The organism is Corallococcus sp. EGB (assembly GCF_019968905.1).
Classification (GTDB): domain Bacteria; phylum Myxococcota; class Myxococcia; order Myxococcales; family Myxococcaceae; genus Corallococcus.
The window spans coordinates 5,289,305-5,313,329 of the sequence record NZ_CP079946.1 but is presented as its reverse complement, the minus strand read 5'-3'; the positions used below and the strand labels follow the sequence as shown (position 1 = coordinate 5,313,329).

Genomic DNA, 24,025 nt, shown 5'->3' with positions numbered 1-24,025 from the left:
AAAGAGAGCCTGACGCAACGCGCGCAAGGTTTGGCGCCTCGTGACACCCTGGCGGGGAGGATCCGTCGCGTGTGTGCCATTTATTCCGTGAACACAGCTGTTTCACGGAGGGCAGACCAAACCCGGTTCACGGGCGTCCACGTCCTGCAGCGCGAGCAGACACGTCAATGCATCCGGATCCACGGAGTCCATCAGGTACGTGCGGCGCCACAGCAGCGCGGCGAAGCGCTTGGGCAGTTGCGAGTCCGGAGCGACGAGCGCGCGGCGCACGCCGTTGCTGCCCAGCGCGGCCCTGGCCATCGCGGCCTCCAGCTTCGCGACGTCGTCGGGGCAGCCCTCGGGGCAGTTGTAGAGGAACACCGCGTGGCCGTGCTCCAGGTTGTGGATCCACGAGCAGCGTGGCTGCTCCTCGGTGAAGCTGCGGCACGACAGCCACGTGGGACAGTGCATGCCGGAGTTGGGCGGGTTCTCTCCGTTGCCACACGCGGTGCTGCTGCACGAGCTCACGTGGCTGGACGACGACGTGTCCGACAGCGGAAACGAATACTGCGCGCAGGCTTCGCCGCTGGGGTTGGGCGGATCATCGTTCGTTGAACCGCAGGCGAGGCACAGCGAGAAGAGGAGGGCGGGGAGGGCGCGAGGCATCCGCCCCGTCATATCGCAACGGCCCCAGGGCGCTCGGCGTCTCAGCCCGGCGCGACGCCGCGTCGCTCGACGTCCCGGCGGCTCAGCCCGTGGAAGCCCAGGGCGTCCATCAGGCGCAGGAAGTCCGCGGGAGGCAGGCTGCCGCCCGTGGCCCGTGAATGGCCGTGCGCGAACGAACCGCTCATCTGCGGCAGGTCCAGCCCCCGCAGCAGCGCGAGCAGGTCCACCGGCGCGCGGCTGCGCAGCACGAAGTTCACGCGGCCGGGCAGATAGCCCGTGTTGGCGGCGATGACGATGTGCTCTGGCAACCGGGACACCCAGCGCATGGCCACCAGCGGGTGCACCTGCGCCTCGGAGCTGAACAGCAGGAGCGCCCTGTTGCCCGCGAAGCGCGGCGGCGTCTTCGCGCACCGGGCCACCTCGCGTTGCGCCTCCAGGCGGCAGTCGCGCAGCGCGTCCACGCCGGGCACTCGCCCCTCCGCGATGTCCGTCGCGCTGCCCGCGCGCAGCAGCACCTGCATCGCCAGCGGCGCCGCGAACCGGCTGGAGCGCCGGGCCGCGCCACGAGCACGTGCTTGTCCCGGCAGGCCTCCAGGAACTCGCGCGCCTGGTCCATCGCCGCCTCTGGCGCGGGCCAGTGCGCGTCCTTGGTGTGTCCCAGAAGCATGGATGAAAGCTGTCACTGCCTGGAGCGGCACGGCAGGGCGCGCACGCCATGGCTGGCTGCCCTCCGGACAGCCCCCTGGATCCAGTCGCGCGGCGCGTGCGTGAAGACCTTTCCCCGCATGGAAGGACTCTCGACCTATCGGCTGGGCTACGTGGCCCAATCCCTGACGCTGGGCGTGAGCGCCAGCCATACCTGCCGCCTCGCCACCGCGACGCCGCGGCGATTGGAGGCGCTCGCCGCACAGAACCTGGAGGAGCTGGAGCAGCTGCTGCGCTTCAACGCGGAGCACGGCATCCAGGTGTTCCGCATCGGCTCGTCGCTCATCCCGTTCGGTTCGCACCCGGTGAACACGCTGCCGTGGTGGAAGACGTTCGAGGGCACCTTCGCCACGCTGGCCCACATCGCGCGTCGGTCGCGGCAGCGGCTGTCCCTGCACCCATCGCCGGCCGGCGCGTCGCTGTCCTCGCGCCATCAGCGCGTGCGTGACGCAGCCATCGCGGAGCTGCGCTACAGCGCGCGCGTGCTGGACATGTTGGAGGCCGGCCCCGAGTGCCGCGTCGTCATCCACGTGGGCGGCGCCGCCCCCAGCCGCCCGGAGGCGCTGGACGCCGCGCACCGGGTGCTGGACGCGCTGCCGGAGGACCTGCGCCAGCGGCTCACGATCGAACACGACGACAAGGTCTGGAGCGCCCGCGAGGTGCTCCCCCTGGCCCGCGAGCACGGCGTGCCCATGGTGGGTGACAACCTGCACAACGCGGTGCTTCCGTCGGAGCCGCCCATGTCCGTGGCGGAGCTGGTGCGCGAGGCCGCCGCCACGTGGCGCGCCCTGGACCTGCGGCCCAAATTCCACCTGGCGTCGCAGCAGGAGGGCGGGCGGCCGGGCGCGCACTCGGACTTCGTCGACCCCGCGGACCTGCGCGCCATGGTGTCCGCGCTCGACGGGCCGGCGGACTTCATGCTGGAGGCCAAGCAGAAGGACCGCGCGGTTTTCGCACTGCGTCGGGATGCGGGGGCGCGGCGTTCACCCAAAGCGCAGGGCGCGCGGGCCTCGTGACTTCGCGGGTGCGAGGGCAGGGCTCTTCCCATAGTGTCCGCGCCCATGACCCGCACACCCCAGTCCCTCATGCGCGCGGCCCTGGCCGCCCTGTCGCTCGCGGCGCCGGCCGCTGGCGCGCAGACGACACCTGCTCCGGCCGCGAAGGCCACGCCCGCGGAGGCGAAGCAGTTCGTCGACAAGCTCAACGCGGACTTGAAGCAGCTCTGGACCCGCCAGGCCACCGCCGACTGGATCAAGAGCACGTACATCACCGACGACACGGAGCGGAACGCCGCCTCCGTCAACGAGGAGGTGATGGCCTACGTCAACAACGCCATCAAGGACTCGCGCCGCTTCGACGGGCTGAAGCTGGACGCGGACACCGCGCGCATGCTGCACCTCCTGCGCGTGTCCCAGACGCTGCCCGCCCCGGCCGACCCGAAGCAGCGCGCGGAGCTGGCCGCCATCGCCGCGAAGCTGGAGGGTCTCTACGGCAAGGGCAAGTACTGCGGCAAGGACGGCAAGGGGCCGTGCCGCGACCTGGAGGAGCTGTCCGACGTGATGGCCAAGAGCCGCAACGCGGACGAGCTGCTGGACGCGTGGACCGGCTGGCACGCCATCAGCCGCCCCATGCGCCCGCTCTACACCCAGCTGGTGGACCTCTCCAACGCGGGCGCGAAGGACATCGGCTTCAACGACCTGGGCACGCTGTGGCGCTCGGCCTACGACATGCCTCCGGAGGCGTTCGAGAAGGAGGCCCAGCGGCTCTGGGGCCAGGTCAAGCCCATGTACGACGAGCTGCACTGCTACGTGCGCGGCCGCCTCGCGAAGCAGTACGGCGCGTCCGTCGTGCCCCCGGGCAAGCCCATCCCCGCGCACCTGTTGGGCAACATGTGGGCGCAGGAGTGGAACAACATCTACCCGCTGGTGGAGCCGTTCCCCGGCCAGGCCAGCCTGGACGTGGACAGCGCCCTGGTGAAGCAGGGCTATGACGCGCAGAAGATGGTCAAGCTGGGCGAGAAGTTCTTCACCTCGCTGGGCCTCAAGCCGCTGCCCGACACCTTCTGGGAGCGCTCGCAGTTCACCAAGCCCCGCGACCGCGACGTCGTCTGCCACGCGTCCGCGTGGGACGTGACCTACGACAACGACCTGCGCGTGAAGATGTGCATCAAGACCACCGAGGAGGATCTGGTCACCATCCACCACGAGCTGGGCCACGACTACTACTACACCTACTACTACCAGCTCCCCGTCCTCTATCAGGCCGGCGCCAACGACGGCTTCCACGAGGCCATCGGTGACGCGCTCACGCTCTCCATCACCCCGGCCTACCTCCAGCAGCTGGGCCTGCTGGGCGCGGTGGAGAAGAACGAGAAGAACGTCATCAACCTCCAGCTGAAGGACGCGCTGGAGAAGGTGGCCTTCCTGCCCTTCGGCCTGCTGGTGGATCAGTGGCGCTGGGATGTCCTCAGCGGGAAGGTGAAGCCGGCGGACTACAACAAGAGCTGGTGGGCGCTGCGCACGAAGTACCAGGGCGTTGCCGCGCCGGTGGCCCGCACGGAGCAGGACTTCGACGCGGGCGCCAAGTACCATGTCCCCGCCAACGTGCCGTACACGCGCTACTTCCTCGCGCGCATCCTCCAGTTCCAGTTCCACAAGGCGCTGTGCGAGGCGGCCGGCATCAAGGGCCCCCTCAACGAGTGCTCCATCTACGGCAACAAGGCCGCGGGCCAGCGCCTGCAGGCCATGCTGGAGCTGGGTGCCAGCAAGCCGTGGCCGGACGCGCTGGCCGCCATGACGGGCAGCCGCCAGATGGATGCCACCCCCATGCTGGAGTACTTCGCCCCGCTGCGTCGCTGGCTCCAGGCGCAGAACAAGGGTCAGAAGTGCGGCTGGTGACGCATCCAGGGAGTGGACTTCCGCACGGACGGGCGCTTAGGCTGATGCCCGTCTTGTAGGGTCGAACTCTGTAGGACCGGACGGCGACTCTTCCTGTCCGCGATGAAAGAAGAACAAGGCAATGGCTACTGGAACCGTGAAGTGGTTCAACGACGCGAAGGGCTTCGGCTTCATCACCCAGGACGGCGGTGGCGAGGATGTGTTCTGCCACCACACCGCCATCAACATGGACGGCTTCCGCACGCTGGCCGAGGGCCAGAAGGTGGAGTTCGAAGTCACCAAGGGCCCCAAGGGCCTGCAGGCGCAGAACGTTCGCGCGGTCTGAGCCTGGCCGTTTCCTGATTCACCCAAGAAGGTCCGACCCTCACCGGGTCGGGCCTTCTGTATTTTCCGGAGTCCGCATGTCCGCCTCCCGCCTGCGCTTCCTCCCCCTCGTGGCCGCCCTGGGCTGTGCCACGACTTCGTCCACCCCGGCCCCCACGCCGCCGGCCGCCACCCCCACCGCGCCGTCCGCGCCCGCGACGAAGGCGTCGCTGGCCGCGCTCAAGCAGGAGCTGGTGAAGCAGCACGGCGAGGCGGAGCGCGCGCGCATCGAGCGGGGCGTGGAGCAGGTGGCCGCGCTCTGGCGTCCGGAGGACGGGGACCTGGCGGCCTTCGCCCGCGAGCAGTTCCTGCCCACCGGCCCCCAGCTGGACGCGACGTTCACGCGCTTCGAGAGGCTGTTCGAGCAGTTCGACGGACACATGAACGAGCTGGGGCGCGAGCTCCAGTGGTTCACGGACCTGGACCTGGGGCCGCTGCTGCCGGTGGAGCCGCTGCTCGCGGCGTATGACCCGTCCGCCAACGTCACCTCCGACCTGTTCAACGCGAAGCCGGGCTTCGTCGTCCTGCTCAACTTCCCGCTCACCACCCTGTCCGAGCGCGTGAAGGAGGGCCCGTCCTGGACGCGGCGCCAGTGGGCGGAGGCGAAGCTCGCGTCGCGCTTCAACCGGCGCGTGCCCGCGGCGGTGGAGCAGAAGGTGTCGCAGTCCATCGCGGACGCGAACCTCTACATCGCCGAGTACAACATCTGGATGCACCACCTGGTGGACGCGAAGGGCCAGCGGCTCTTCCCCCAGGGCCTGCGCCTCATCAGCCACTGGAACCTGCGCGACGAACTGAAGGCGGACTACGCGGATCCGCGGGCCCTGGCGAAGCAGCGGATGATCGTCCAGGTGATGGAGCGCATCGTCACGCAGACCATCCCCGCCGCCGTCATCGACAACCCGCGCGTGGACTGGGACCCCTTCACCAACCGCGTCTCCGTGGCGCCGCCGGAGACAGTGGAAGCGAACGCGCCCCCGCGCGCCGCGAAGGCGGACGCCGCGCCGGAGCCGGACACGCGCTATGCGCGGCTGCTCGCCACGTTCCAGGCGTCGCGGAGGGTGGACCCGTACTCGCCGGTGGCGCCCACGCGCATCGCCCGCGCCTTCGAGCTGGACCGCGGCCTGCCGGAGGAGCGCGTGCGCGCGCTGCTCACGCAGCTGCTGGAGTCCCCGCTGGTGCCTCGCGTGGCGAAGCTGGTGGAGCAGCGCCTGGGCCGCCCGCTGGAGCCGCAGGACCTGTGGTACCCCGGCTTCCGTCCGGGCTCGAAGGTGCCGGAGGCGCAGCTGGACGCGCTGACGCGCCAGCGCTACCCCACGGCGGACGCCTTCGCGCGGGACATCCCCCGCATCCTCCAGGGCATGGGCTTCACGCGGGAGAAGGCGGACGTGCTCGCGTCGTACATCCGCGTGGACGCGTCCCGGGGCGCGGGCCATGCCCAGCAGGCGCTGCGCCGCGGTGACTTCCCCCGCCTGCGCACGCGCGTGGAGAAGGGGGGCATGGACTACAAGGGCTACAACATCGCGGTGCACGAGCTGGGGCACAACGTGGAGCAGGTCTTCAGCCTGTACCAGGTGGACCACACGCTGCTCTCCGGTGTCCCCAACAACGCCTTCACGGAGGCCCTGGCCTTCGTCTTCCAGGCGCGCGACCTGGAGCTGCTGGGCCTGGGCAGGCCGGACGCGGCCAGCGAGCGCGAGCGCGTGCTCAACGACTTCTGGCAGGCGTGGGAGATCGCCGGCGTGGCGCTGGTGGACATGGCCACGTGGCACTGGATGTACGAACACCCGGACGCCACGCCCGCCCAGCTGCGCGACGCGGTGGCCGGCGTGTCGCGCGACGTGTGGAACCGCTACTACGCGCCCGTGCTGGGGCGGAAGGACAGCCCGCTCCTGGGCATCTACAGCCACATGATCAGCTACCCGCTGTACCTGCCGGACTACCCGCTCGGGCACCTCATCGCGTTCCAGATCGAAGAGCACCTGAAGCAGCACGGCCCGCTGGGCGCGGAGTTCGAGCGCATGGCCACCTTCGGCTCCGTCACCCCGGACGAATGGATGCGCCACGCCACCGGCGCCCCCGTCAGCGCGGACGCATTGTTGCGCGCCACCGAAGCCGCGCTGTGATACTCCGGTCATTCCCCATTTCGCTTGTCTGGAGGATTGACCGTGAATTTCATCTCTCGCGCGCTGGTGCTGGGCTCCCTGTCGACGATGGTGGGCTGTGCGACGACGAAGGGCGGCACGAAGACCCCGGAGCCGGCGCCCGCGTCGTTGGTGGACTACTGTGACGACACGCAGAAGGCCATCTCGAAGGAGGCGGACGCGATGGCCAGCCCCTACGGGATTGATCAGCACCTCGACAAGAACTTCCCGGACCGCAAGGTGTCGTGGCTGATGACGGACAGCGCGTACCAGAAGTTCGTGGTGCAGACGGGCGCGAAGAACTTCGGCCGCTGCAACGACGTGGGCTGCTACCTGTTCGCGGCGCCGTCGGCGGCCATCCACGGCGCGGTGGAGAAGGCGAAGACGGCGGACGGCAAGCATGACCCCGCGGTGCTGGGCCAGGCGCTGGGCCTGCCGGCGAAGAACTTCGAGGGCACGCTGCGGATGATGACGCTGGACCTGGCGGCGCAGAAGGTCTGCACGCGCCTCCCGGTGGAAGCGGACCCCGGCGTGTGGAAGTGCACCACGCCCGAGGACACCGACTGCTTCAAGTTCGGAGGCTATACGTCCGGCGGCGCGCCGGAGGTGATGGTCATCAACGCGCCGGTGGCGGACACGCAGGTGGCGGAGATTCCGTGAGCGACGAAGAGGTGCTCCTCCAGAGCCCGCTCCTGTATCGCGTGCTGCGCGGGCGGGACGGGGCGCTGTCCATCGAGGTCGTGGTGGGCGGCATCGTCCAGTTCGAGGTGCGCGTGCGCCTGAACGCGGAGGAGACCGGGGCCTTCCAGCGGGAGGGACGCGCGTTCGCGGACCGGCTGGCCCAGGCCATCATGGCCAACCCGCCCTTCGGCGGCCGGTCCGTGAAGCTGCCACCGCCGTGACACCTTCGCGGGGGCCCGTGATGCGCGGGCCCCCGTCGGTGCTTCAGTGCGTGGCGGAGGTGTTGCCGGGGATGTCCACCAGCTCCACGTCGAAGGTGAGCACGGCGTTGGGCGGGATGCGCGAGCCCGTGGGAGGGCGCTCGCCGTAGGCGGTGCTCGCGGGGCAGGTGAGCTTCGCCTTGCCGCCGACCTTCATCTTCTGCACGCCCTGGGTCCAGCAGGGGATGACGCCGTTGAGCGGGAACTCCACCGCCAGGCCGCGCTTGTAGGAGCTGTCGAACTCCGAGCCGTCCACCAGGGTGCCCTGGTAGTGCACCTTCACGGTGTCGGTGGCGCGGGGCGACTTGCCGCTGCCGGCCTTGAGCTCGCGGTAGATGACGCCGGAGGGCAGCCGGGCGGCCCCGGGCTCCTTGGACGCGCGGTCCAGCGTGGCGATGTTCACCTGGGCCTGGCGTGCCTTGGCGAGCGCCTGGATCTTGGGGGTGAACTCCTTGGTGTCCACCTCGGGCGCGGTGCCGCCGAGCGCGTCCTGGAGGCCGCGCTCGAGCAGCTGCACTTCTTCCGGAGTGAGCGCGAGCGCCGTGACGCTCTGGCCCAGCGTCACACCGAGCGAATAGATGGCCTTCTGATCATCCGTCCGAAGCTCCAGGGGCGCCTGGGCGGGGGCGGCCTTCGCGGCGGCCTCGGGCGCGGGCGCCGGCTTGGAGGGTTTGGCCGGGGCCTGGGCCAGGGCGAATCCCGGAGCGCCGAGCATCAACACCAGGGCCGCCTTCCACTGCATACGCATGCTTCCGCCTTTCACGAGAATGGGGGGGACTATAGGTGCGCAGACCGCCCGCGGGCACAAGCCAACGCGAAGAATCCAGCGAGCGGAGAAACGCTGCGCACGCAGGCCCGCCTGGCGCGCGGGAGGGCCGCCGTTTTCTTGCGCGCATGACGTCTGAACGTACTGTGCCTTCAGGTCGCTGCACCCCCGCAGCAGCCTGTTGCATCAGCTGGAGGTCATGAGCCAATGAGCGAGAAGCGGAAGGCCAACCGGGCGCCCCTGGACATCTACCTCAACAAGTACATGGGCGGCGTGCCGTACATGACCCGGGCCGCGGACATCAGCCAGGAGGGCGTCAGCCTCTCGCGCCTCATCGAGCCCCAGCACGACGCGCGCCGCGTGGGCCTCCAGTTCCAGCTCCCCGGCTCCGAGGAGATCATCTACGCCGAGGGTGAAGTCGTTCGCGAATGGAAGGAACTGGGCCGCAAGGAACAGTCCGGCGTGCGCTTCACGGTGCTCACCGAGCGCCACCGCAAGATGATTGACGCCTACGTCGACCGGCACAACAGCGGCAACTGACACGAGGCGTTACCCTCCGCGTGCGCCACCGCGATTGCGCGGTGCCACCGGGGGCTCGCGGTACGCGAAGCCGAGGGCGTCTGGTGGATCCGCCCGTCCCCGCGTCGCCTTGACTTCGCGCGAAGTGACCCCCTTGAATGACCGGAGAGGTTCCCTGTCCGCTCGCCGACGTTCCGCGGCGGCGACAACGGGAGGAGTGCTCCGTGAGGCGTTCGCTGTGGGGACTGTTGCTGGCCGTGCCGCTGACGGCGCTGGGCCAGGGCAAGGAAGCGAAGGTCGCCGCACCCGTCATGCCCGCCGCCGAGTCCGCGCGCGGCGTGAGCACCGCGGGCATCAACTGGGAGGGCCCGGTCCTGCGCGCCACGGGCGCCGGGGCCCCGGACCTCAAGGCCGCCAACCCCGGTCAGGCCCGCCTGGGCGCCGAGCGCTCCGCGAAGCAGGACGCGTTCCGCAGCCTGATGGAGCAGGCCAGGGGCATCCAGGTGAGCGCGGGCCGCACCGTGGGCGACGAGCTCGCGCGTGACGACGTGAGGACCCGCGTCGAGGGAGCCCTCCGCGGCTACAAGATCCTGGCCACGCGCTACTTCTCCGACAGCGGCGTGGAGATGGACGTGGAGGTGCCGCTCGCGGCGCTCACCGCGGCGCTGATGCCCCCTCCGGATCCGGCCATCGTGCTCAACGCGGAGGGCGCGGCGAAGTACACGGGCCTGGTGGTGGACGCGCGAGGGCTGGGCCTGAAGCCGGTGCTCGCGCCCCGCCTGGTGGACACCACGGGCAAGGCGCTCTACGCCGCGACGGTGCTCTCGCAGGAGGCGCGCGGCACGGCGGGCGTCGCGGCCTGGTTCAACAGCCTGGACGCCGCGCGGAAGGCCTCGCGCGTGGGTGACAAGCCCCTGGTGGTGAAGGCCGCGCAGCTCCAGGGCTCCGACCTGGTGCTGAGCGCCGAAGGCATCCGCGCCCTCACCGAGGCGAACACGCGCTTCCTGGCCGAGGGCCGGGTCGCCATCGTGACGCAGTGATGTCCGGGAAGGTCCGCGGAAAGACGGCAGGGGTCGCCGTGGCGCTGATGCTGACGGGCGGCTGCGCGGGGAAGCAGGAGCAGCCCGCGACGGTGGCCCGCGCGGAGCAGTTGATGGCGTCCAACGCGTCCAAGCGCGGCGATCTGGTGCTCCGGTGCGAGCCCTCCGACGCCCAGGTCCTGCTGGACGGGGTGGAGCAGGGCACCTGCACCGACTTCGCCGGGGTGTCCCGGAGCCTGCGGCTGGGCGACTCGGGCTTCCACCAGGTGGAGGTGAAGAAGCGCGGGTTCTATCCCTACACGACGTACTACGAGCCCAGCGGCGCGCGCGTGACGCTGAACGTGAAGCTCCGGCCCCTGGCCCCCGAGGCCGGCGGCGCTCCCTGAGAGGGCCCTCCCAGGCCGGCACCCTGGTCCCCGAGGCAGCGGGCGACGCATCGGGCCCGGACACGGAGCGCAATCAGGGGCTGAAGACGCCGTAGGATGGGCGGGCACAGGAGGCGGCCATCGGACGTCGTAAGAGAGGCAGTGAGCGCGCGGTGAAGGTTCCCCAGCCCATCGCGACCCTGGAGGTGTCTCCGGTGCTGCACGTCGTGCACCCGGAGCCCGTGCCTCCGCCCGGCGACCCCTCGGCCCTGGACGAGGCGGAGGCCCGCCGGGTCGACTTCATCTGGTCCGGCGTGATGGTGGGCTCATTGGCGCTGGTGTTCGCGCTCCTGTCCGTCTTCGGCGGGGTGGCGGTGCCGGTGCTGCTGGCGCTGACGGGCGCGTACGCGTTCAACCCGCTGGTGACGCTCCTGGAGAAGCGCGGCGTGGACCGCACCTGGGGCACGTCCATCCTCTTCGTCGCGGGCACGCTCCTGCTGGTGGGCGCGGGCCTGTACCTGGTGCCGGTCTTCCGCGACGAGGCCGCCAAGCTGCCCGGCTTCTTCCAGCGCGCCAGCACCCAGGTGGTGCCGCAGGTGGAGTCGCTCCTGGGCGTGTCGCTGCCGGAGCTGGTGAGCCAGCGCACCGCGGAGCTGGGGGAGAAGGCCTCCGAGCTGATCCAGAGCGCGGGCCCCACGGCGGCCCGGCTGGTGGCGAGCTTCGCCGGCAACACCGCGCGCTTCGCGGCCACGCTGCTGGGCCTGTCGGTGGTGCCGGTGCTCGCGTTCTTCTTCCTCCAGGACTACCCGCGCCTCATGGGGCGCATCCAGGACCTGCTGCCGCGCCGCTCGGTGGCGCTGGTGAGCCAGCGCTTCCGCGAGGTGGACGAGGTGCTGTCCGCCTTCGTGCAGGGCCAGCTCACCGTGGGCGCCATCCTGTCGGTGCTCTACGCGGTGGGGCTGGGCGTGGCGCGCATCGACCTGGCCATCGCCATCGGGCTCATCGCCGGCTTCGGCAACATGGTGCCCTACCTGGGCACGGGCATCGGCGTGGTGCTGGCCGTCCTGGGCGTGCTCCTGTCCTGGCAGGGGCCGTGGCAGCTCGCGGTGGTGGCGGCGACGTTCATCATCGGGCAGCTCGCCGAGGGCTTCGTCATCACCCCGCGCGTCGTGGGGGAGAAGGTGGGCCTGGCCCCCGTGGCGGTCATCATCGCGGTGCTCGCGTTCGGTGAATTGTTCGGGTTCGTGGGCATCCTCCTCGCGGTCCCGGCCAGCGCCATCCTGAAGGTCGTCCTGAGCGTCGTCCTCCAGCGCTACCGCCGCACGGAGCTCTACAAGGGGAGCGCACGCGCGCCGTGACGAAGCTGGAGAAGCTGCATCAGGAGATCATCGCCTGCCGGGCCTGCCCCCGGCTGGTGGCCTGGCGTGAAGAGGTGGCCCGCGTGAAGCGGCGCGCCTACCGCGACTGGGACTACTGGGGGAAGCCCGTCCCCGGCTTTGGCGACCCGAAGGCCCGGCTGATCATCGTGGGCCTGGCGCCCGCCGCCCATGGCGCCAACCGGACGGGGCGGATGTTCACCGGGGACCGCTCCGGCGACTTCCTCTACGCGGGCCTCCAGCGCGCGGGGTTCGCGAACCAGGCCCACAGCGAGCACCGGGAGGACGGGCTGAAGCTGACGGACGCCTTCATCGTCGCCGCGGGCCGGTGTGCGCCGCCGGACAACAAGCCCCTGCCGGAGGAGCTGTCCCGGTGCGCCCCGTTCCTGGACCGGGAGATGGCGCTCCTGCCGGGCCGGGTGCTGCTCGCCCTGGGGGCCATCGGGTGGAACGCCGCGCTGGCGTCCGCCGCCCGCACGGGCAGTCCGCTTCCCACGCCCCGGCCTGCCTTTGGCCATGGCGCCGAGTACCGGTTGCCGGACGGCCGGTGGCTCGTGGGCAGCTACCACGTCAGCCAGCAGAACACCCAGACGGGGCGGCTCACCCCCGCCATGTTCGACGCGGTGATGAAACGCGTCCGAGCGTTGTTGGAGACGTGAACGCGGGGAAGATCACGGCTCGCGCTCATGTTCCTTGACAGGTGCGGGAGCCCGCTGTTATTCCCCGCGCCCATCCGCACGACGGGTCGTTAGCTCAGCGGTAGAGCACTACCTTGACACGGTAGGGGTCAGTGGTTCGATCCCACTACGACCCATCATCAGTAAGCGTTCCATCTCGCGGGCGGCCGGCTTTTCCAAAAGCCTGCCGCCCGCGGTTTTTTCCAGCGCAGGGGTTTATCCGCCATGTCCGAATCCATCACGGTGACGCTCCCCGACGGCAGCCAGAAGCAGACCGCCCGGGGCACGACCATCGCGGACTTCGTGAAGGGCAGCATCGGCGTCGGGCTCGCGAAGGCGGCCCTGTTCGCCCGGGTCAATGATCAGGACGTGGACCTGTCCCGCACGCTCGACGCGGACGCGAAGCTCCAGATCTTCACCTCCAAGAGCCCGGAGGGCCTGGACCTCATCCGTCACGACGCCGCGCACGTGGTGGCCAGCGTCGTGCAGCGCCTGTTCCCCGGCACGCAGGTGACCATCGGTCCCGCGACGGAGGAGGGCTTCTACTACGACTTCTTCCGCGAGAAGCCCTTCACCCCGGAGGAGCTGGAGAAGATCGAGGCGGCCGCCAACGCGGAGCTCAAGCAGGACGCGCCCTTCGTCCGCACGGAAATCTCCATGGAGGACGCCATCAAGCTCTTCGAGGAGAAGGGCGAGAAGTTCAAGGTGGAGATCGTCAAGGACATCGCCGCCAAGGGCGCCAAGACGCTCACGCTCTACAGCCACGGCGAATGGGTGGACTTCTGCCTGGGGCCCCACGCGCCCAGCACCGGGAAGATCGGCGTCATCAAGATCCTCTCCTCCAGCGGCGCCTACTGGCGCGGCGACCACCGCAACCCCATGCTCCAGCGCGTGTACGGCACGGCCTTCTTCGACAAGAAGGCCCTGGACGCCTACCTCACGCGCATTGAAGAGGCCCGCAAGCGAGACCACCGCAAGCTGGGCAAGGAGCTGGACCTCTTCCACTTCCACCCGTACTCGCCGGGCGCGGCCTTCTGGACGCCCAAGGGCACCGCGCTCTACCAGACGCTGTCCAACTGGATGCGCAACCTCACGGCTGGTGACGGCTACGTGGAGATCAAGACGCCCCTGATGTTCAACAAGGGCCTCTGGGAGACGAGCGGCCACTGGGGCAAGTACAAGGAGAACATGTTCCTGGTGCTCGACAGCGAGTCCGGCGAGCACGACTTCTCCCTCAAGCCGATGAACTGCCCGTCGCACCACCTGTACTTCGGCTTCAAGAAGCACAGCTACCGCGACCTGCCCCTGCGCCTGCACACCCAGGACGTGCTCCACCGCAACGAGGCCGCGGGCTCCCTGGGCGGCCTCACCCGCGTGCGCCAGTTCGCGCAGGACGACGCGCACATCTACTGCATGGAGAGCCAGATCACCGACGAGGTGCGGCGCTTCGTGCAGCTGCTGGACCGCGTCTACAAGGCGGTGGGCCTCACCTACGCGGTGAAGCTGTCCACGCGCCCCGAGCAGCGCCTGGGCGACGACTCCCTCTGGGACCGTGCGGAAGGCGGCCTCAAGGCGGCGCTGGAGTCGCTGGGCCTTCAGTACGAGCTGGCCCCGGGTGACGGCGCCTTCTACGGCCCGAAGATCGACTTCGCCGTCTCCGACAGCATCGGCCGCAAGTGGCAGCTGGGCACCATGCAGCTGGACTACCTGGCCCCGGAGCGCTTCGACCTCACCTACGTGGGCGAGGACAACGCCGAGCACCGGCCGGTGGTCCTCCACCGCGCCATCTTCGGCTCCTTCGAGCGCTTCACCGCCATCCTCATCGAGCACTTCGCCGGCGCCTTCCCGGCGTGGCTGGCCCCGGTGCAGGCCACCATCGTCACCGTGGCGGACCGTCAGCTGGAGTACGCCCGCAAGGTGCGCGACGACCTGCGCGCCAAGGGGTTCCGCGTGGAGCTGGACGAGCGCGGCATGACGCTCAACGCGAAGATCCGCGAGGCCCAGATGCAGAAGGTCCCCTTCACCCTGGTGGTGGGCGACAACGAGGTGGAGGCCGGCGCCGTGGCCCCCCGCCGGTATGGCGGCGAGGACCTGAAGACCATGAAGTACGCCGACTTCGAGGCGCTGCTGGCCAGGGAAGCCGCGCTGCCCTGAGCCGGGGGAGGACTTGACTCTCCGTCCGGGCTGAACTACGTGCCCGGCTTTCCGGGGATTGGAGGCCTGCTCCGTCCCCGACCCGCCGGAGGGTCCTCCCATCGTTCGCGATCAGAGAACCAATCGCCGTATCCGAGCCCGCGAGGTCCGTGTCGTCGGACCCAACGCCGAGCAGCTCGGAGTGATGTCCCTGGAAGCAGCCCTGGCGCGCGCCCAGGCGGACGGACTCGACCTCGTCGAGATCTCCCCCATGGCCAAGCCGCCGGTCTGCAAGATCATGGACTACGGCAAGTTCAAGTACGAGGAGAAGAAGAAGGCCTCGGAAACGAAGAAGAAGCAGGTCGTGGTCCACCTGAAAGAGGTGAAGCTCCGCCCCAAGACGGAGGAGCACGACTACGAGTTCAAGGTCCGCAACGTCCGCCGGTTCCTGGAGGAGGGGAACAAGGCGAAGATCACCATCATGTTCCGGGGTCGTGAAATCACCCACAAGGAGCTGGGGAGCGCGATCCTCGACGACGTGACGAAGGACCTGAAGGAAGTCGCGGTGGTGGAGCAGAACCCCCGGATGGAGGGGCGCCAGATGTTCATGATCCTGGCCCCCAACCCGAAGGTGGCGCAGCGCGCCCGCGAGCTGGCCCGTCAGCAGGTGGAGGCGGCCGGGAAGAAGCAGGAAGGCAAGCCGGCGGACGTCAAGCCGGCGGTGGCGGCAGTGGTTTCTGCGTTGGCTGTAGGAAACGCTACCCCCATCGCATCAAAAGAGTGATAGAGGCTTTCGCCCAAAGCGTCCGGGGACCGTGTGCCCCGGGCCGCCGTCAGTCGCGATGACTGCCGGCCGACACGAAGCAGAAGGAAGGTTTGGGATCATGCCCAAGTTGAAGACCCGCAGCGCCGCGAAGAAGCGCTTCCACGTGAAGAAGAGCGGCCAGGTGAAGTTCGGCAAGGCGTACAGCAAGCACCTGTTCACCTTCTCCAAGACGCCCAAGCAGAAGCGCGGCAACCGTGGCACGGGCCACCTGCGCGACATGGACGCGAAGAAGGTCATCAAGGAGCTGTTCCCCTACGGCGCCTGAGTCGTTCTTCAGGGTTTGAACCAATCATGAGTCCTGGCGGAGCGGCGTGAAGCCAGCGCCCCGGGCTCCCTTCCAGCAGTCAGGAGTGTGTCATGCGCGTCAAAAAGGGTTTCAAGGCTCGTCGTCGTCGTAATCGGATTCTGAAGCTTGCGAAGGGCTTCCGCGGCCGTCGCAAGAACTGCTACCGCCGTGCGAACCAGGCCGTCGAGCGCGCCCTGGACTACGCGACCCGCGACCGCGCGGTGCGCAAGCGCAACTTCCGCTCCCTGTGGATCGTCCGCATCAATGCGGCCGCTCGCACGGTGGGCCTGTCCTACTCGAAGCTGATCGCCGGCCTGGCGAAGGCGAAGATCAACCTGGACCGCAAGGTCCTGTCGGATCTGGCCATCGCGGACCCCGCGGGCTTTGCCGCCATCGCCAACATCGCGAAGGCAGCCTGAGACACGGCCGGCGGTGACGCCGGCTCCCGAAGCTGAAACGGGCTGCCTCCACCAGGGGGCGGCCCTTTTTTTTGCCCGGCGCTCGAAGCGACCGGGGCGTGAATGGAAGGCGGGAAGAGGACCATGCGAGACCGGTTGCAGGCGTTGGCGGACGCGGCGCGCCAGGAGATCTCCGGCGTGTCGGAGCCCTCGCAGGTGGAGGCGCTGCGCATCCGCTACCTGGGCAAGAAGGGCGAGCTGTCCGCGGTGCTGGGCGGCATGGGCAAGCTGCCCCCGGACGAGCGCCGGGCCCTGGGAGAGGTGGCCAACGCCGTCAAGGCGGAGCTGGAGCAGCTCCTGTCGGACGCGGTGAAGCGCGCGGAGGACGCGGCGCTGGAGGCGAAGCTCAAGGGGCCGCAGCTGGACGTGACGCTGCCCGGGCGCGCGGTGCTGCCGGGCGGGCGGCACCCGGTGTCGCGCACCATGGAGGACATCGTCCGGACGTTCGCGCGGCTGGGGTTCGAGGTGGCGGTCGGCCCGGAGATCGAGCTCGACTACTTCAACTTCGAGGCGCTGAACCTGCCCAAGGATCACCCCGCGCGGGACATGCAGGACACGTTCTACGTGGACGAGCCCACGCTGGGCCACGCGAAGAAGGCGGACAGCCCGTCGCTCTTGCGCACGCACACGTCGCCGGTGCAGGTGCGGCACATGCTGTCGCGCAAGCCGCCCATCCGCGCGGTGATGCCGGGCCGGGTGTACCGGCGCGACTCGGACATCACGCACACGCCCATGTTCCACCAGGTGGAGGGCCTGCTGGTGGACAAGGACGTGAGCTTCGCGGAGCTGAAGGGCACGCTGGACGCGTTCGTGAAGGCGTTCTTCGGCTCGGAGACGCGCACGCGCTTCCGCCCGTCGTTCTTCCCCTTCACGGAGCCCTCCGCGGAGGTGGACGTCACCTGTGCGTCGTGCGGCGGCAAGGGCTGCCGCGTGTGCAAGCAGACCGGGTGGCTGGAGGTGCTGGGCAGCGGCATGGTGCACCCGAACGTCTTCACCGCCGCGGGCTACGACCCGAAGGAGGTGACGGGCTACGCGTTCGGCATGGGCGTGGAGCGCCTGGCGATGCTGCGCTACGGCGTCGACGACCTGCGGATGATGTTCGAGAACGACTCCCGCTTCCTCGCGCAGTTCTGATTCCGGCCCACCAGGCAAGAGGACAAACCCTGTGAAGATTTCTGTGAAGTGGCTGGGTGATTACGTCGCGCTGCCGCCGTCCGTGGACGAGCTGGCGCGCAAGCTGACCGCGGCGGGGCTGGAGATCGAGGGCGTGGAGCGCCCCGGCGAAGGCCTGCGCGGCGTGGTGGTGGCGCAGATCCGCGAGTCGGTGCAGCACCCCAACGCGGACAAGCTGTCCGTCACGCAGGTGGACATCGGCGGCTCCGCGCTGTTCCAGGTGGTGTGCGGCGCGAAGAACTTCAAGGTCGGCGACAAGGTGCCGCTGGCCACGGTGGGCGCGAAGCTGCCCAACGGCATGGAGATCAAGCAGGCCGCGCTGAGGGGCGTGGACAGCTTCGGCATGCTCTGCTCCGCGAAGGAGCTGGGCATCACGGAGGACTCGTCCGGGCTGCTGATCCTCCCCGCGGACACGAAGCTGGGCGTCCCCATCGCGGAGGCCCTGGGGCTGGATGACTCGGTGCTGGAGGTGAACGTCACCCCGAACCGGCCGGACGCGCTCAGCCACCTGGGCATCGCGCGCGAGGTGGGCGTGGTGACGGGCGCGCAGCTGAAGCCGCCGCAGCCCAAGCCCGTCGAGTCCGGCAAGGCCGTGGCCGAGCAGGTGAAGGTGCGCATCGACGCGAAGGAGCGCTGCTCGCGCTACGCGGCGCGGGTGGTGGAGGGCGTCACCGTCCAGCCGTCGCCGCAGTGGATGCAGGACCGGCTGAAGGCGTGCGGCGTGCGCGCCATCAACAACGTGGTGGACGTCACCAACTACGTGCTCCTGGAGTACGGCCAGCCGCTGCACGCGTTCGACCTGGAGAAGGTGGCGGGCCAGGAGATCATCGTCCGCACCGCGAAGCCGGGCGAGAAGCTGCGCACGCTGGACGACAAGGAGCGCACGCTGGACGCGGACGACCTGGTCATCGCGGACCGCGACCGGGCGCAGGCGCTGGCGGGCGTGATGGGCGGCGGCGACAGCGAAGTCACGCAGGGCACGAAGCGCATCGTCATCGAGTCCGCGCACTTCCACGGCTCCGGCGTGCGCCGGTCCGCGAAGCGCTACGCGCTGCACACGGAGGCGTCGCACCGCTTCGAGCGCGGGGCGGACCTGGACGCCGTGCTGCCGGCGTTGGACCGGGCCGCGCAGCTCATCGCGGAGCTGTCAGGCGGCACGGTGGCGCCGGGCCGCATCGACGTGCAGCCGGAGCCCCTGGCGCCGCGCCGGGCGACGCTGCGCTACGGCCGGGTGGAGAAGGTGCTGGGCGTGGCGGTGCCGGAGGCGGAGGTCCGGCGCATCCTGACGGCGCTGGGCTTCAAGTCCGTGGACGAGTCCCAGGGCCAGACGACGTACGAAGTGCCGAGGGCGCGAGTGGACGTGGAGCGCGAGGAGGACCTGATGGAGGAGGTCGCCCGCGTGTACGGCTACGACAACATCCCGGCGAAGCTGCCGCGAGGGCTGGAGACGCTGGCGCCCGAGCCGCCGACCATGGAGGCCGAGCGCCGGCTGCGCCATGCGCTGGGCGGGGTGGGGCTGTCCGAGGTGGTGAACTACTCGTTCGTGGCGCCCAGGTCGCTGGAGGTGTTGGGGGGGAAGGAGGCGCCCATCGCGCTCCTGAACCCGCTGAGCGTCGAGCAGTCGGTGATGCGCACGAGCCTCTTGCCGGGCCTCCTGGAGAACCTGTCGCGCAGCGTGCGGCACCAGGTGGAGGCGGTGGGGCTGTACGAGACGGGCCGCGCGTACTTCCGGGACCCCGAGGGCGGGCAGGGCATGCGCCCCGCGGCGCGCGAGGTGCCTCGGGTGGCGGGCCTGGTGTGGGGCCTGCGCGGCGGTGGCCGGACGTGGACGCAGAAGGACGCGCGCGTGGACTTCTATGACGCGAAGGGCGCGGTGGAGGCGCTGCTGCACGCGCTGCATGTGGAGGGCGTGGCCTTCACCCCGGCGGAGCCTCCGGCGTACCACCCGAGGAGCACGGCCCAGGTGGCGCTGAAGGACGGCACGGTGCTGGGCTACGTGGGCGAGGTGCACCCGCGCGTGACGAAGGCGCTGGGGCTGCCCGAGGGCGTGTTCGTGTTCGAGCTGGACACGGAGCCGCTGTACGCGGCGGCGCGGCTGGTGCCGCAAGCGGAGGGGCTGCCCAGGTACCCTGCGGTGCTGCGGGACCTGGCGGTGTTGGTGCCGCTGGAGCTGCGCAACGAGGAGGTGCGCCGGGTCATCCTGGAGGTGGGAGCGCCGCTGGTGGAGGACGCGCTGGTGTTCGACGTCTACACGGGCAAGCCCATCCCCGAGGGGAAGAAGAACCTGGCGTATGCCTTGAGGTATCGCTCGCCCGAGCGGACGCTGACCGACGCGGAGGTCACGGAGGCCCACCAGCGCATCATCGCGGAGGTGAACCAGCGGCTGGGGGCGGCACTGCGCGCCTGAATTCCTGAATGAAGTCAGGACGTTGACACGGTTCAGGGAAGGCTGACACCATGCCCCGCGTTCACCGGTCCATCACGGGTGCCAGAGGACTCGCATGACGAAAGCGGACATCATCGAGGGGGTCTACGAGAAGGTCGGCTTCTCCAAGAAGGAGTCGGCGGAGATCGTAGAGCTCGTCTTCGACACCGTGAAGGAGACGTTGGAGCGCGGGGACAAGATCAAGATCTCCGGGTTCGGAAACTTCCAGGTGCGCCAGAAGAAGGCGCGCGTGGGGCGCAACCCGCAGACGGGCAAGGAGATCGAGATCAGCGCCCGCCGGGTCCTGACCTTCCGGCCGAGCCAGGTGTTGAAGAGTGCCCTGAACGGCGAGGCGCCGCCGGAGAACCACGCGGAGATCGACGCGCAGGAGGAGGCGGCGGCGGACGCGGCGGAAGCCCGGGGCGAGGACTTCGACGAGGGAATGGAAGAGGGCGACGAGTAGGTTTTTTTCACCAGCGCCCCTCACCTCGCGCTTGACCCAAGAGAGCGGCGAGGGCATAAGGGCGCACCGTTTCACGACGGCGGTTCACGGGGCGTAGCGCAGCCTGGTAGCGCACTTGCTTGGGGTGCAAGTGGTCGCAGGTTCAAATCCTGTCGCCCCGACCAAATAGAGGCCCTGGAGTTCCCGGTGCAAGCCGGTGACTCCAGGGCCTTTGTTTTTCCGACAACACGGCTGATCAGCTTGTGAGCATCCATCCTGAGAGTCCCTGGAAAGCGGTGAGTACACGCTAGGTGCACGTTGCTGGAAGCACATGATTTGCGCGAGCATGCGCTCCTCACCCTCAAGGAGTGTTCAGCACATGCGAATCCCCCGGACTTCTGGCCGTAGGACGCTGCTTGGAACGCTGCTGTGGACCCTTTCCCTCGTGGCCTGCGGTCCGGCCCCCGAGGCCGAGCCTGCCGACAGTGCTCCCGTGGGCTCGGAGAAGCAGCCCGTCGTCTACGGCACTGACAACCGCACGGACGTGTACGCGCACGCGAACGCCACGCTGCGCGCCCGCGCTCAGCAGTCCACCGTCGCGCTGATGAGCCCTTCGGGCTTCAACGCGACCAACCCCAACAACGTCACCTTCAACGCGCCCACGCTGCGCTCCGCGTACAACCTCTGCACCTCCGAGCGCTTCCTGGACGACCTGACCCCGGCCTTCTGCTCCGGCACGCTCATCGACGATGACCTGGTGCTCACGGCGGGCCACTGCATCACCAGCGCGTCGGATTGCACCGGCACGCGCTTCGTCTTCAACTTCTACCGCACCGCCGCCGGCACCATGCAGACGGTGACGACCGCGGACATCTTCTCCTGCCAGGCGATTGTCGCGCGCCAGCAGGCCACGGTGGGCGGTCGCAACCTGGACTTCGCCGTCGTCCGGCTGGACCGGCCGGCCACCCCGCGCTTCACACCCGCCCCCATTCGCGCGGGCAACGCCGCGCTGCCTGTGGGCAGCAGCGTGACGGTCATCGGCTCGGGCAGCGGCATTCCCTTCAAGATCGACTCGGGCGGCTCGGTGCGTGATGCGCGCGCGGGCACGCTGGATTACTTCGTGGGCACCACGGACACGTTCGGCGGCAACTCGGGTTCGGGCGTGTATGAGAACGACGGCTACACGGTGGCCGGCATCCTGGTGCGCGGCGAGACCGACTACAAAGCCAACGGGAGCTGCAACGTCGTCAACACCTGCGCGGAGACGGGCTGCCGCGGCGAGGACATCACCTACGTCCGGCCGGCCATCGACGAGTACTGCGGCGTGGCGACCAGCACGCGCCTGTGCGCGGGCTACCCGCCGCCCCCGACGCCGGTGACGTTCACCTTCACCGCCACCAACACCAACAGCGCCAACCAGAACACCGTCAACCGGGACGTCACCCTGGCCGCCGGGCAGACCCTCAAGTTCGGCACCTGCACGGTGCCGGGCTCCTCCGGCACCGGTGACACGTACCTGCGCCTGTACAACGGCTCCACCCAGGTGACCTCGAACGACGACGCCTGCGGCACGCTGTCCTACGCGAGCTTCAAGGCCACGACGGCGGGCACCTATCAGATCCGCGCCGGCTGCTACTCCAGCGGGAGCTGCAGCGGCACGGTGGCCTACACCGTCCAGTAGCCCCCTGCAGGACCGAAGCGGGCGGTGGCATCCGTCACCGTCCGCGCCGGGCTCCTTCACTCGGGTCGCACGAGCGACGACGCTTAGAGTGACCGATGTCCCAGGCTCCCAGGCTCACGTGTCCCAAGGGGCGCGAGGTTCATGCGCTACGGGAGTGGACTGATGAAGCGAGCCGCGTGGAGCGTGATGTTTGGGGTGAGCTGCGCACTGCTGGGGGCCTGTCGCAAGGAGGAAGACATGGAGGACCCGGTTGCGGGCCCCTCCACGCTCGATGCGGGCCCAACCCGGTACGGCATCTGGGTACACATCCCCCTGGCAACGGACCCTTGCGGAGCCGTGACAGCAACAGCGTGGATGCCGTACGAGAACATCGGGCCTGTGCCGCTGGTCGTGGGGAACGGCGCCATCGAAGGGGTCATCCGCGACGTCCCCGTGTACCGGCAGCTTCCGGTCTACGTGACCGCGTACAACAGCGCCGGCTTGGGGGTCTACTCGGGCAACGGGAGCATCGACGTTGAAGCGAGTGGTCGTGGGGAGATCGCGAACCTCTTCACGTTCAGCAGCCCCCAGGACTGTCCGGCGGCGGGACCGGAGCGCATCTTGATCTATGGCTCTCTGCGGTCCGGTCCCATGCCGTGAAACGAGCACGCGGAGGCCGCCGACGCCCTCTACGCCACAGCGCTCCTCGGGTGTGCCGCAGTGGGGGACGCCTCCCCGGCGGTGCGCGTCTGCGCCGCGACGGCGAAGGGGCTGGCGACGAACGAGGCCGCGACCCGGGAGTCGAGCCAAGCGCTGGAGCACCGCGCCGCCCAGATGGACGACGGGTTCAAGGTGCGCCCGCCCCCGTTCATGATGCGCCCCCGCTTCTACGTGCTGGGGGCGCCTGCTCGAGCAGGTGAAGGACTTCGAGCGGCTCCTCCCGGTCGCCGTCAGGGCTGCCGTACCAGCGAAATGCCTGTGCGGATCGGCTCTCCGGCCCCTGACCGGCGGCGCGGGAGCTCCGAGGTGCTCCCTTCGGCTGGGGGCAGTCCGAGAGGCATGGTCAGACAGGAATGTTGAGGTGAGCGGCCTGGTAGAGCAGGTCCGCCCGGTTGTCGACCCCCAGTCTGGCGAAGATGTTCTTCACGTGGGTCTTCACGGTGTGATGGGAGCGCTTCAGCTCACCGGCGATCTGGTGATCGTTCCAGTTGCGGAGCATGCCCATCGCGACGGGGATCTCCTTGGGACGAAGCTTTCGCTTCATCTCTTCGGGGAGGGGAATGGAGCGCGGAATCTCTTCCAGCTTGAGGGCCCATTTCGAGGGCCCCTCGGGAGCGGACAGTTCCATGAACTGGACCTTGCGGTAGCGCTCCTCGTGGACACGGACCCAGGAGTCCTTGCCGAGCCGCTCATCCGGCGTCATGCGCATCAGGGCATCCAACTGCTCCTGGAGCGGCAGAGGAATGCCGGACGAGTGGAGGTCGGAGGGGTTGAACCATCGTTCCAGGAGGACAGCGGCATTCGGGGTGCGCATCACCTCGTGGTGAGGAGGCTCCACGACGAGGAGGGCGGCATTGGGACGGCGGTAGAGTTCTTCGAGAGTCCTGGCACGGATTTCCAGTTCCTCGAGGTCACAGTACCTGCTGACAGCGTCCGCCAGGTGCTCGGTGAGGCTCCCGAGAATGTCTGCGTTCCTGGCGGAGAAGGCGCGTGGCCGGTGTCTGTAGAGTGCGAGGGCAGCGACGCGGCCGGAGCGAGTGGGGAGGAGGACAGCCATGATGTGATCCAGGCGCGGTCCCAACTCCAGGCTGCGTTGGTGGATGAGGCTCCCCACGAACTCCTTGCGGGACATGAGCTGCGAATCGCGGACGACCCAGTGGGGCCGCTTGAAGATGGGGCCCCGGAAGGGGTCATGCTGAATCAGTTCGGCGTACTGCTCGAGAATGACGAGGCGATGGCCTGGAACGAGCCATTCAAAAACGGGTGAACGCGTGTCTGGCATGAGGCACAGCGCCACGGCGTCCGCCGGCACGACCTCAAGGAGATGCGGTCGGGTGGCCTCGAGTGCTTCACGGAGGGTCCGCGGTTTGTTGAAGGCTCGGATGGCCCTGTCCCTGATCGTGTACTCGGCGGTAGTGAGCTTCGGTAGACGGACCATTCACCCTCCTGGAGCAGGCCACCCCG

General features: G+C 69.2%; 23 protein-coding genes, 2 tRNA genes and 1 pseudogene. 22 read left to right on the top strand and 4 right to left on the bottom strand.

Going from position 1 to position 24,025, the window contains the following annotated elements; all coding sequences use genetic code 11:
* Positions 1-102: 102 nt before the first annotated feature.
* Together KYK13_RS21915 and KYK13_RS21910 are read right to left on the bottom strand one after the other, a co-directional pair.
* On the bottom strand, positions 103-645 hold the full coding sequence (locus KYK13_RS21915) for a DUF3105 domain-containing protein (RefSeq protein ID WP_223632532.1): 543 nt from the start codon (positions 643-645) through the stop codon (positions 103-105).
* Positions 646-686: 41 nt separating this feature from the next.
* The gene (locus KYK13_RS21910) at positions 687-1,166 is read right to left on the bottom strand and encodes a hypothetical protein (protein ID WP_223632530.1); all 480 of its coding nucleotides are present in this window, start codon (positions 1,164-1,166) and stop codon (positions 687-689) included.
* A 264-nt stretch (positions 1,167-1,430) separates the two neighbouring features.
* Here KYK13_RS21910 and uvsE point away from each other — a divergent pair, with 264 nt between their 5' ends.
* The 6 genes from uvsE to KYK13_RS21880 all read left to right on the top strand — a co-directional run bounded on the left by uvsE (position 1,431) and on the right by KYK13_RS21880 (position 7,656).
* Positions 1,431-2,366, top strand: coding sequence for a UV DNA damage repair endonuclease UvsE (uvsE, locus tag KYK13_RS21905; protein ID WP_223632528.1), 936 nt, complete (start codon positions 1,431-1,433; stop codon positions 2,364-2,366).
* A gap of 45 nt (positions 2,367-2,411) precedes the next feature.
* The gene (locus KYK13_RS21900) at positions 2,412-4,247 is read left to right on the top strand and encodes a M2 family metallopeptidase (protein ID WP_223632525.1); all 1,836 of its coding nucleotides are present in this window, start codon (positions 2,412-2,414) and stop codon (positions 4,245-4,247) included.
* A gap of 121 nt (positions 4,248-4,368) precedes the next feature.
* Positions 4,369-4,572 (top strand): cold-shock protein, encoded by a 204-nt coding sequence (locus tag KYK13_RS21895; RefSeq protein WP_223632522.1) that lies wholly within the window; start codon positions 4,369-4,371, stop codon positions 4,570-4,572.
* Between the two features lie 76 nt (positions 4,573-4,648).
* Positions 4,649-6,736 (top strand): hypothetical protein, encoded by a 2,088-nt coding sequence (locus KYK13_RS21890; RefSeq protein WP_223632519.1) that lies wholly within the window; start codon positions 4,649-4,651, stop codon positions 6,734-6,736.
* 42 nt (positions 6,737-6,778) lie between these two features.
* Positions 6,779-7,414 carry a hypothetical protein gene (locus KYK13_RS21885; RefSeq protein ID WP_223632516.1) on the top strand — a complete coding sequence of 212 codons (636 nt, stop codon included), beginning with the start codon at positions 6,779-6,781 and terminating at the stop codon, positions 7,412-7,414.
* Positions 7,411-7,656 (top strand): hypothetical protein, encoded by a 246-nt coding sequence (locus KYK13_RS21880; protein WP_223632508.1) that lies wholly within the window; start codon positions 7,411-7,413, stop codon positions 7,654-7,656. Before KYK13_RS21885 ends, KYK13_RS21880 begins: the two co-directional genes overlap by 4 nt.
* 43 nt (positions 7,657-7,699) lie before the next feature.
* Here KYK13_RS21880 and KYK13_RS21875 read toward each other — a convergent pair whose 3' ends face one another.
* Entirely contained in the window at positions 7,700-8,443 is a 744-nt protein-coding gene (locus KYK13_RS21875; RefSeq protein WP_223632505.1) for an FKBP-type peptidyl-prolyl cis-trans isomerase, read from the bottom strand.
* A gap of 225 nt (positions 8,444-8,668) precedes the next feature.
* Here KYK13_RS21875 and KYK13_RS21870 point away from each other — a divergent pair, with 225 nt between their 5' ends.
* The 16 genes and pseudogenes from KYK13_RS21870 to KYK13_RS21795 all read left to right on the top strand — a co-directional run bounded on the left by KYK13_RS21870 (position 8,669) and on the right by KYK13_RS21795 (position 22,501).
* On the top strand, positions 8,669-9,001 hold the full coding sequence (locus KYK13_RS21870; RefSeq protein WP_223632502.1) for a PilZ domain-containing protein: 333 nt from the start codon (positions 8,669-8,671) through the stop codon (positions 8,999-9,001).
* Positions 9,002-9,204: 203 nt separating this feature from the next.
* Positions 9,205-10,020 carry an LPP20 family lipoprotein gene (locus tag KYK13_RS21865; RefSeq protein WP_223632500.1) on the top strand — a complete coding sequence of 272 codons (816 nt, stop codon included), beginning with the start codon at positions 9,205-9,207 and terminating at the stop codon, positions 10,018-10,020.
* Positions 10,020-10,406 carry a PEGA domain-containing protein gene (locus tag KYK13_RS21860; protein WP_223632483.1) on the top strand — a complete coding sequence of 129 codons (387 nt, stop codon included), beginning with the start codon at positions 10,020-10,022 and terminating at the stop codon, positions 10,404-10,406. The genes KYK13_RS21865 and KYK13_RS21860 overlap by 1 nt, the downstream gene beginning before the upstream one ends.
* A gap of 152 nt (positions 10,407-10,558) precedes the next feature.
* The gene (locus tag KYK13_RS21855) at positions 10,559-11,743 is read left to right on the top strand and encodes an AI-2E family transporter (RefSeq protein WP_370645141.1); all 1,185 of its coding nucleotides are present in this window, start codon (positions 10,559-10,561) and stop codon (positions 11,741-11,743) included.
* Entirely contained in the window at positions 11,740-12,420 is a 681-nt protein-coding gene (locus tag KYK13_RS21850) for a uracil-DNA glycosylase (protein ID WP_223632479.1), read from the top strand. The genes KYK13_RS21855 and KYK13_RS21850 overlap by 4 nt, the downstream gene beginning before the upstream one ends.
* Before the next feature lie 83 nt (positions 12,421-12,503).
* Positions 12,504-12,575 (top strand) — tRNA-Val (locus tag KYK13_RS21845).
* An 88-nt stretch (positions 12,576-12,663) separates the two neighbouring features.
* Entirely contained in the window at positions 12,664-14,592 is a 1,929-nt protein-coding gene (gene thrS, locus KYK13_RS21840; RefSeq protein WP_223632476.1) for a threonine--tRNA ligase, read from the top strand.
* A 58-nt stretch (positions 14,593-14,650) separates the two neighbouring features.
* The gene (infC, locus tag KYK13_RS21835; RefSeq protein ID WP_370645140.1) at positions 14,651-15,355 is read left to right on the top strand and encodes a translation initiation factor IF-3; all 705 of its coding nucleotides are present in this window, start codon (positions 14,651-14,653) and stop codon (positions 15,353-15,355) included.
* Positions 15,356-15,455: 100 nt separating this feature from the next.
* The gene (rpmI, locus tag KYK13_RS21830) at positions 15,456-15,662 is read left to right on the top strand and encodes a 50S ribosomal protein L35 (RefSeq protein WP_223632473.1); all 207 of its coding nucleotides are present in this window, start codon (positions 15,456-15,458) and stop codon (positions 15,660-15,662) included.
* Between the two features lie 92 nt (positions 15,663-15,754).
* Complete coding sequence (rplT, locus tag KYK13_RS21825) at positions 15,755-16,102, top strand: 50S ribosomal protein L20 (protein WP_120524871.1); 348 nt, start codon at positions 15,755-15,757, stop codon at positions 16,100-16,102.
* A gap of 123 nt (positions 16,103-16,225) precedes the next feature.
* Positions 16,226-17,275, top strand: a complete 1,050-nt coding sequence (pheS, locus tag KYK13_RS21820) for a phenylalanine--tRNA ligase subunit alpha (protein ID WP_223632470.1) — start codon at positions 16,226-16,228, stop codon at positions 17,273-17,275.
* A gap of 31 nt (positions 17,276-17,306) precedes the next feature.
* On the top strand, positions 17,307-19,721 hold the full coding sequence (gene pheT / locus KYK13_RS21815; RefSeq protein WP_223632468.1) for a phenylalanine--tRNA ligase subunit beta: 2,415 nt from the start codon (positions 17,307-17,309) through the stop codon (positions 19,719-19,721).
* Between the two features lie 94 nt (positions 19,722-19,815).
* Positions 19,816-20,094, top strand: a pseudogene (locus tag KYK13_RS21810) (integration host factor subunit alpha); the annotation flags it as partial.
* A 195-nt stretch (positions 20,095-20,289) separates the two neighbouring features.
* Positions 20,290-20,366 (top strand) — tRNA-Pro (locus KYK13_RS21805).
* A gap of 194 nt (positions 20,367-20,560) precedes the next feature.
* Positions 20,561-21,862 (top strand): serine protease, encoded by a 1,302-nt coding sequence (locus KYK13_RS21800; protein ID WP_223632465.1) that lies wholly within the window; start codon positions 20,561-20,563, stop codon positions 21,860-21,862.
* Between the two features lie 354 nt (positions 21,863-22,216).
* Positions 22,217-22,501, top strand: a complete 285-nt coding sequence (locus KYK13_RS21795; protein ID WP_223632463.1) for a hypothetical protein — start codon at positions 22,217-22,219, stop codon at positions 22,499-22,501.
* Positions 22,502-22,904: 403 nt separating this feature from the next.
* Here the strand turns inward: KYK13_RS21795 and KYK13_RS21790 are convergent, their stop codons facing one another.
* Complete coding sequence (locus KYK13_RS21790; RefSeq protein WP_223632460.1) at positions 22,905-23,999, bottom strand: LuxR C-terminal-related transcriptional regulator; 1,095 nt, start codon at positions 23,997-23,999, stop codon at positions 22,905-22,907.
* Between the last annotated feature and the right edge of the window lie 26 nt (positions 24,000-24,025).

Excerpts from the sequence above, each read along its gene's own strand:
- KYK13_RS21890 (WP_223632519.1), top strand. The coding sequence starts at position 4,649 with ATGTCCGCCTCCCGCCTGCGCTTCCTCCCCCTCGTGGCCGCCCTGGGC.
- rplT (WP_120524871.1), top strand. The coding sequence starts at position 15,755 with ATGCGCGTCAAAAAGGGTTTCAAGGCTCGTCGTCGTCGTAATCGGATT.
- KYK13_RS21900 (WP_223632525.1), top strand. The coding sequence starts at position 2,412 with ATGACCCGCACACCCCAGTCCCTCATGCGCGCGGCCCTGGCCGCCCTG.
- KYK13_RS21800 (WP_223632465.1), top strand. The coding sequence starts at position 20,561 with ATGCGAATCCCCCGGACTTCTGGCCGTAGGACGCTGCTTGGAACGCTG.
- KYK13_RS21795 (WP_223632463.1), top strand. The coding sequence starts at position 22,217 with ATGCCGTACGAGAACATCGGGCCTGTGCCGCTGGTCGTGGGGAACGGC.
- thrS (WP_223632476.1), top strand. The coding sequence starts at position 12,664 with ATGTCCGAATCCATCACGGTGACGCTCCCCGACGGCAGCCAGAAGCAG.
- rpmI (WP_223632473.1), top strand. The coding sequence starts at position 15,456 with ATGCCCAAGTTGAAGACCCGCAGCGCCGCGAAGAAGCGCTTCCACGTG.
- KYK13_RS21895 (WP_223632522.1), top strand. The coding sequence starts at position 4,369 with ATGGCTACTGGAACCGTGAAGTGGTTCAACGACGCGAAGGGCTTCGGC.
- uvsE (WP_223632528.1), top strand. The coding sequence starts at position 1,431 with ATGGAAGGACTCTCGACCTATCGGCTGGGCTACGTGGCCCAATCCCTG.
- KYK13_RS21870 (WP_223632502.1), top strand. The coding sequence starts at position 8,669 with ATGAGCGAGAAGCGGAAGGCCAACCGGGCGCCCCTGGACATCTACCTC.
- KYK13_RS21860 (WP_223632483.1), top strand. The coding sequence starts at position 10,020 with ATGTCCGGGAAGGTCCGCGGAAAGACGGCAGGGGTCGCCGTGGCGCTG.
- KYK13_RS21790 (WP_223632460.1), bottom strand. The coding sequence starts at position 23,999 with ATGGTCCGTCTACCGAAGCTCACTACCGCCGAGTACACGATCAGGGAC.
- KYK13_RS21875 (WP_223632505.1), bottom strand. The coding sequence starts at position 8,443 with ATGCGTATGCAGTGGAAGGCGGCCCTGGTGTTGATGCTCGGCGCTCCG.
- KYK13_RS21915 (WP_223632532.1), bottom strand. The coding sequence starts at position 645 with ATGCCTCGCGCCCTCCCCGCCCTCCTCTTCTCGCTGTGCCTCGCCTGC.
- KYK13_RS21910 (WP_223632530.1), bottom strand. The coding sequence starts at position 1,166 with ATGCAGGTGCTGCTGCGCGCGGGCAGCGCGACGGACATCGCGGAGGGG.
- pheS (WP_223632470.1), top strand. The coding sequence starts at position 16,226 with ATGCGAGACCGGTTGCAGGCGTTGGCGGACGCGGCGCGCCAGGAGATC.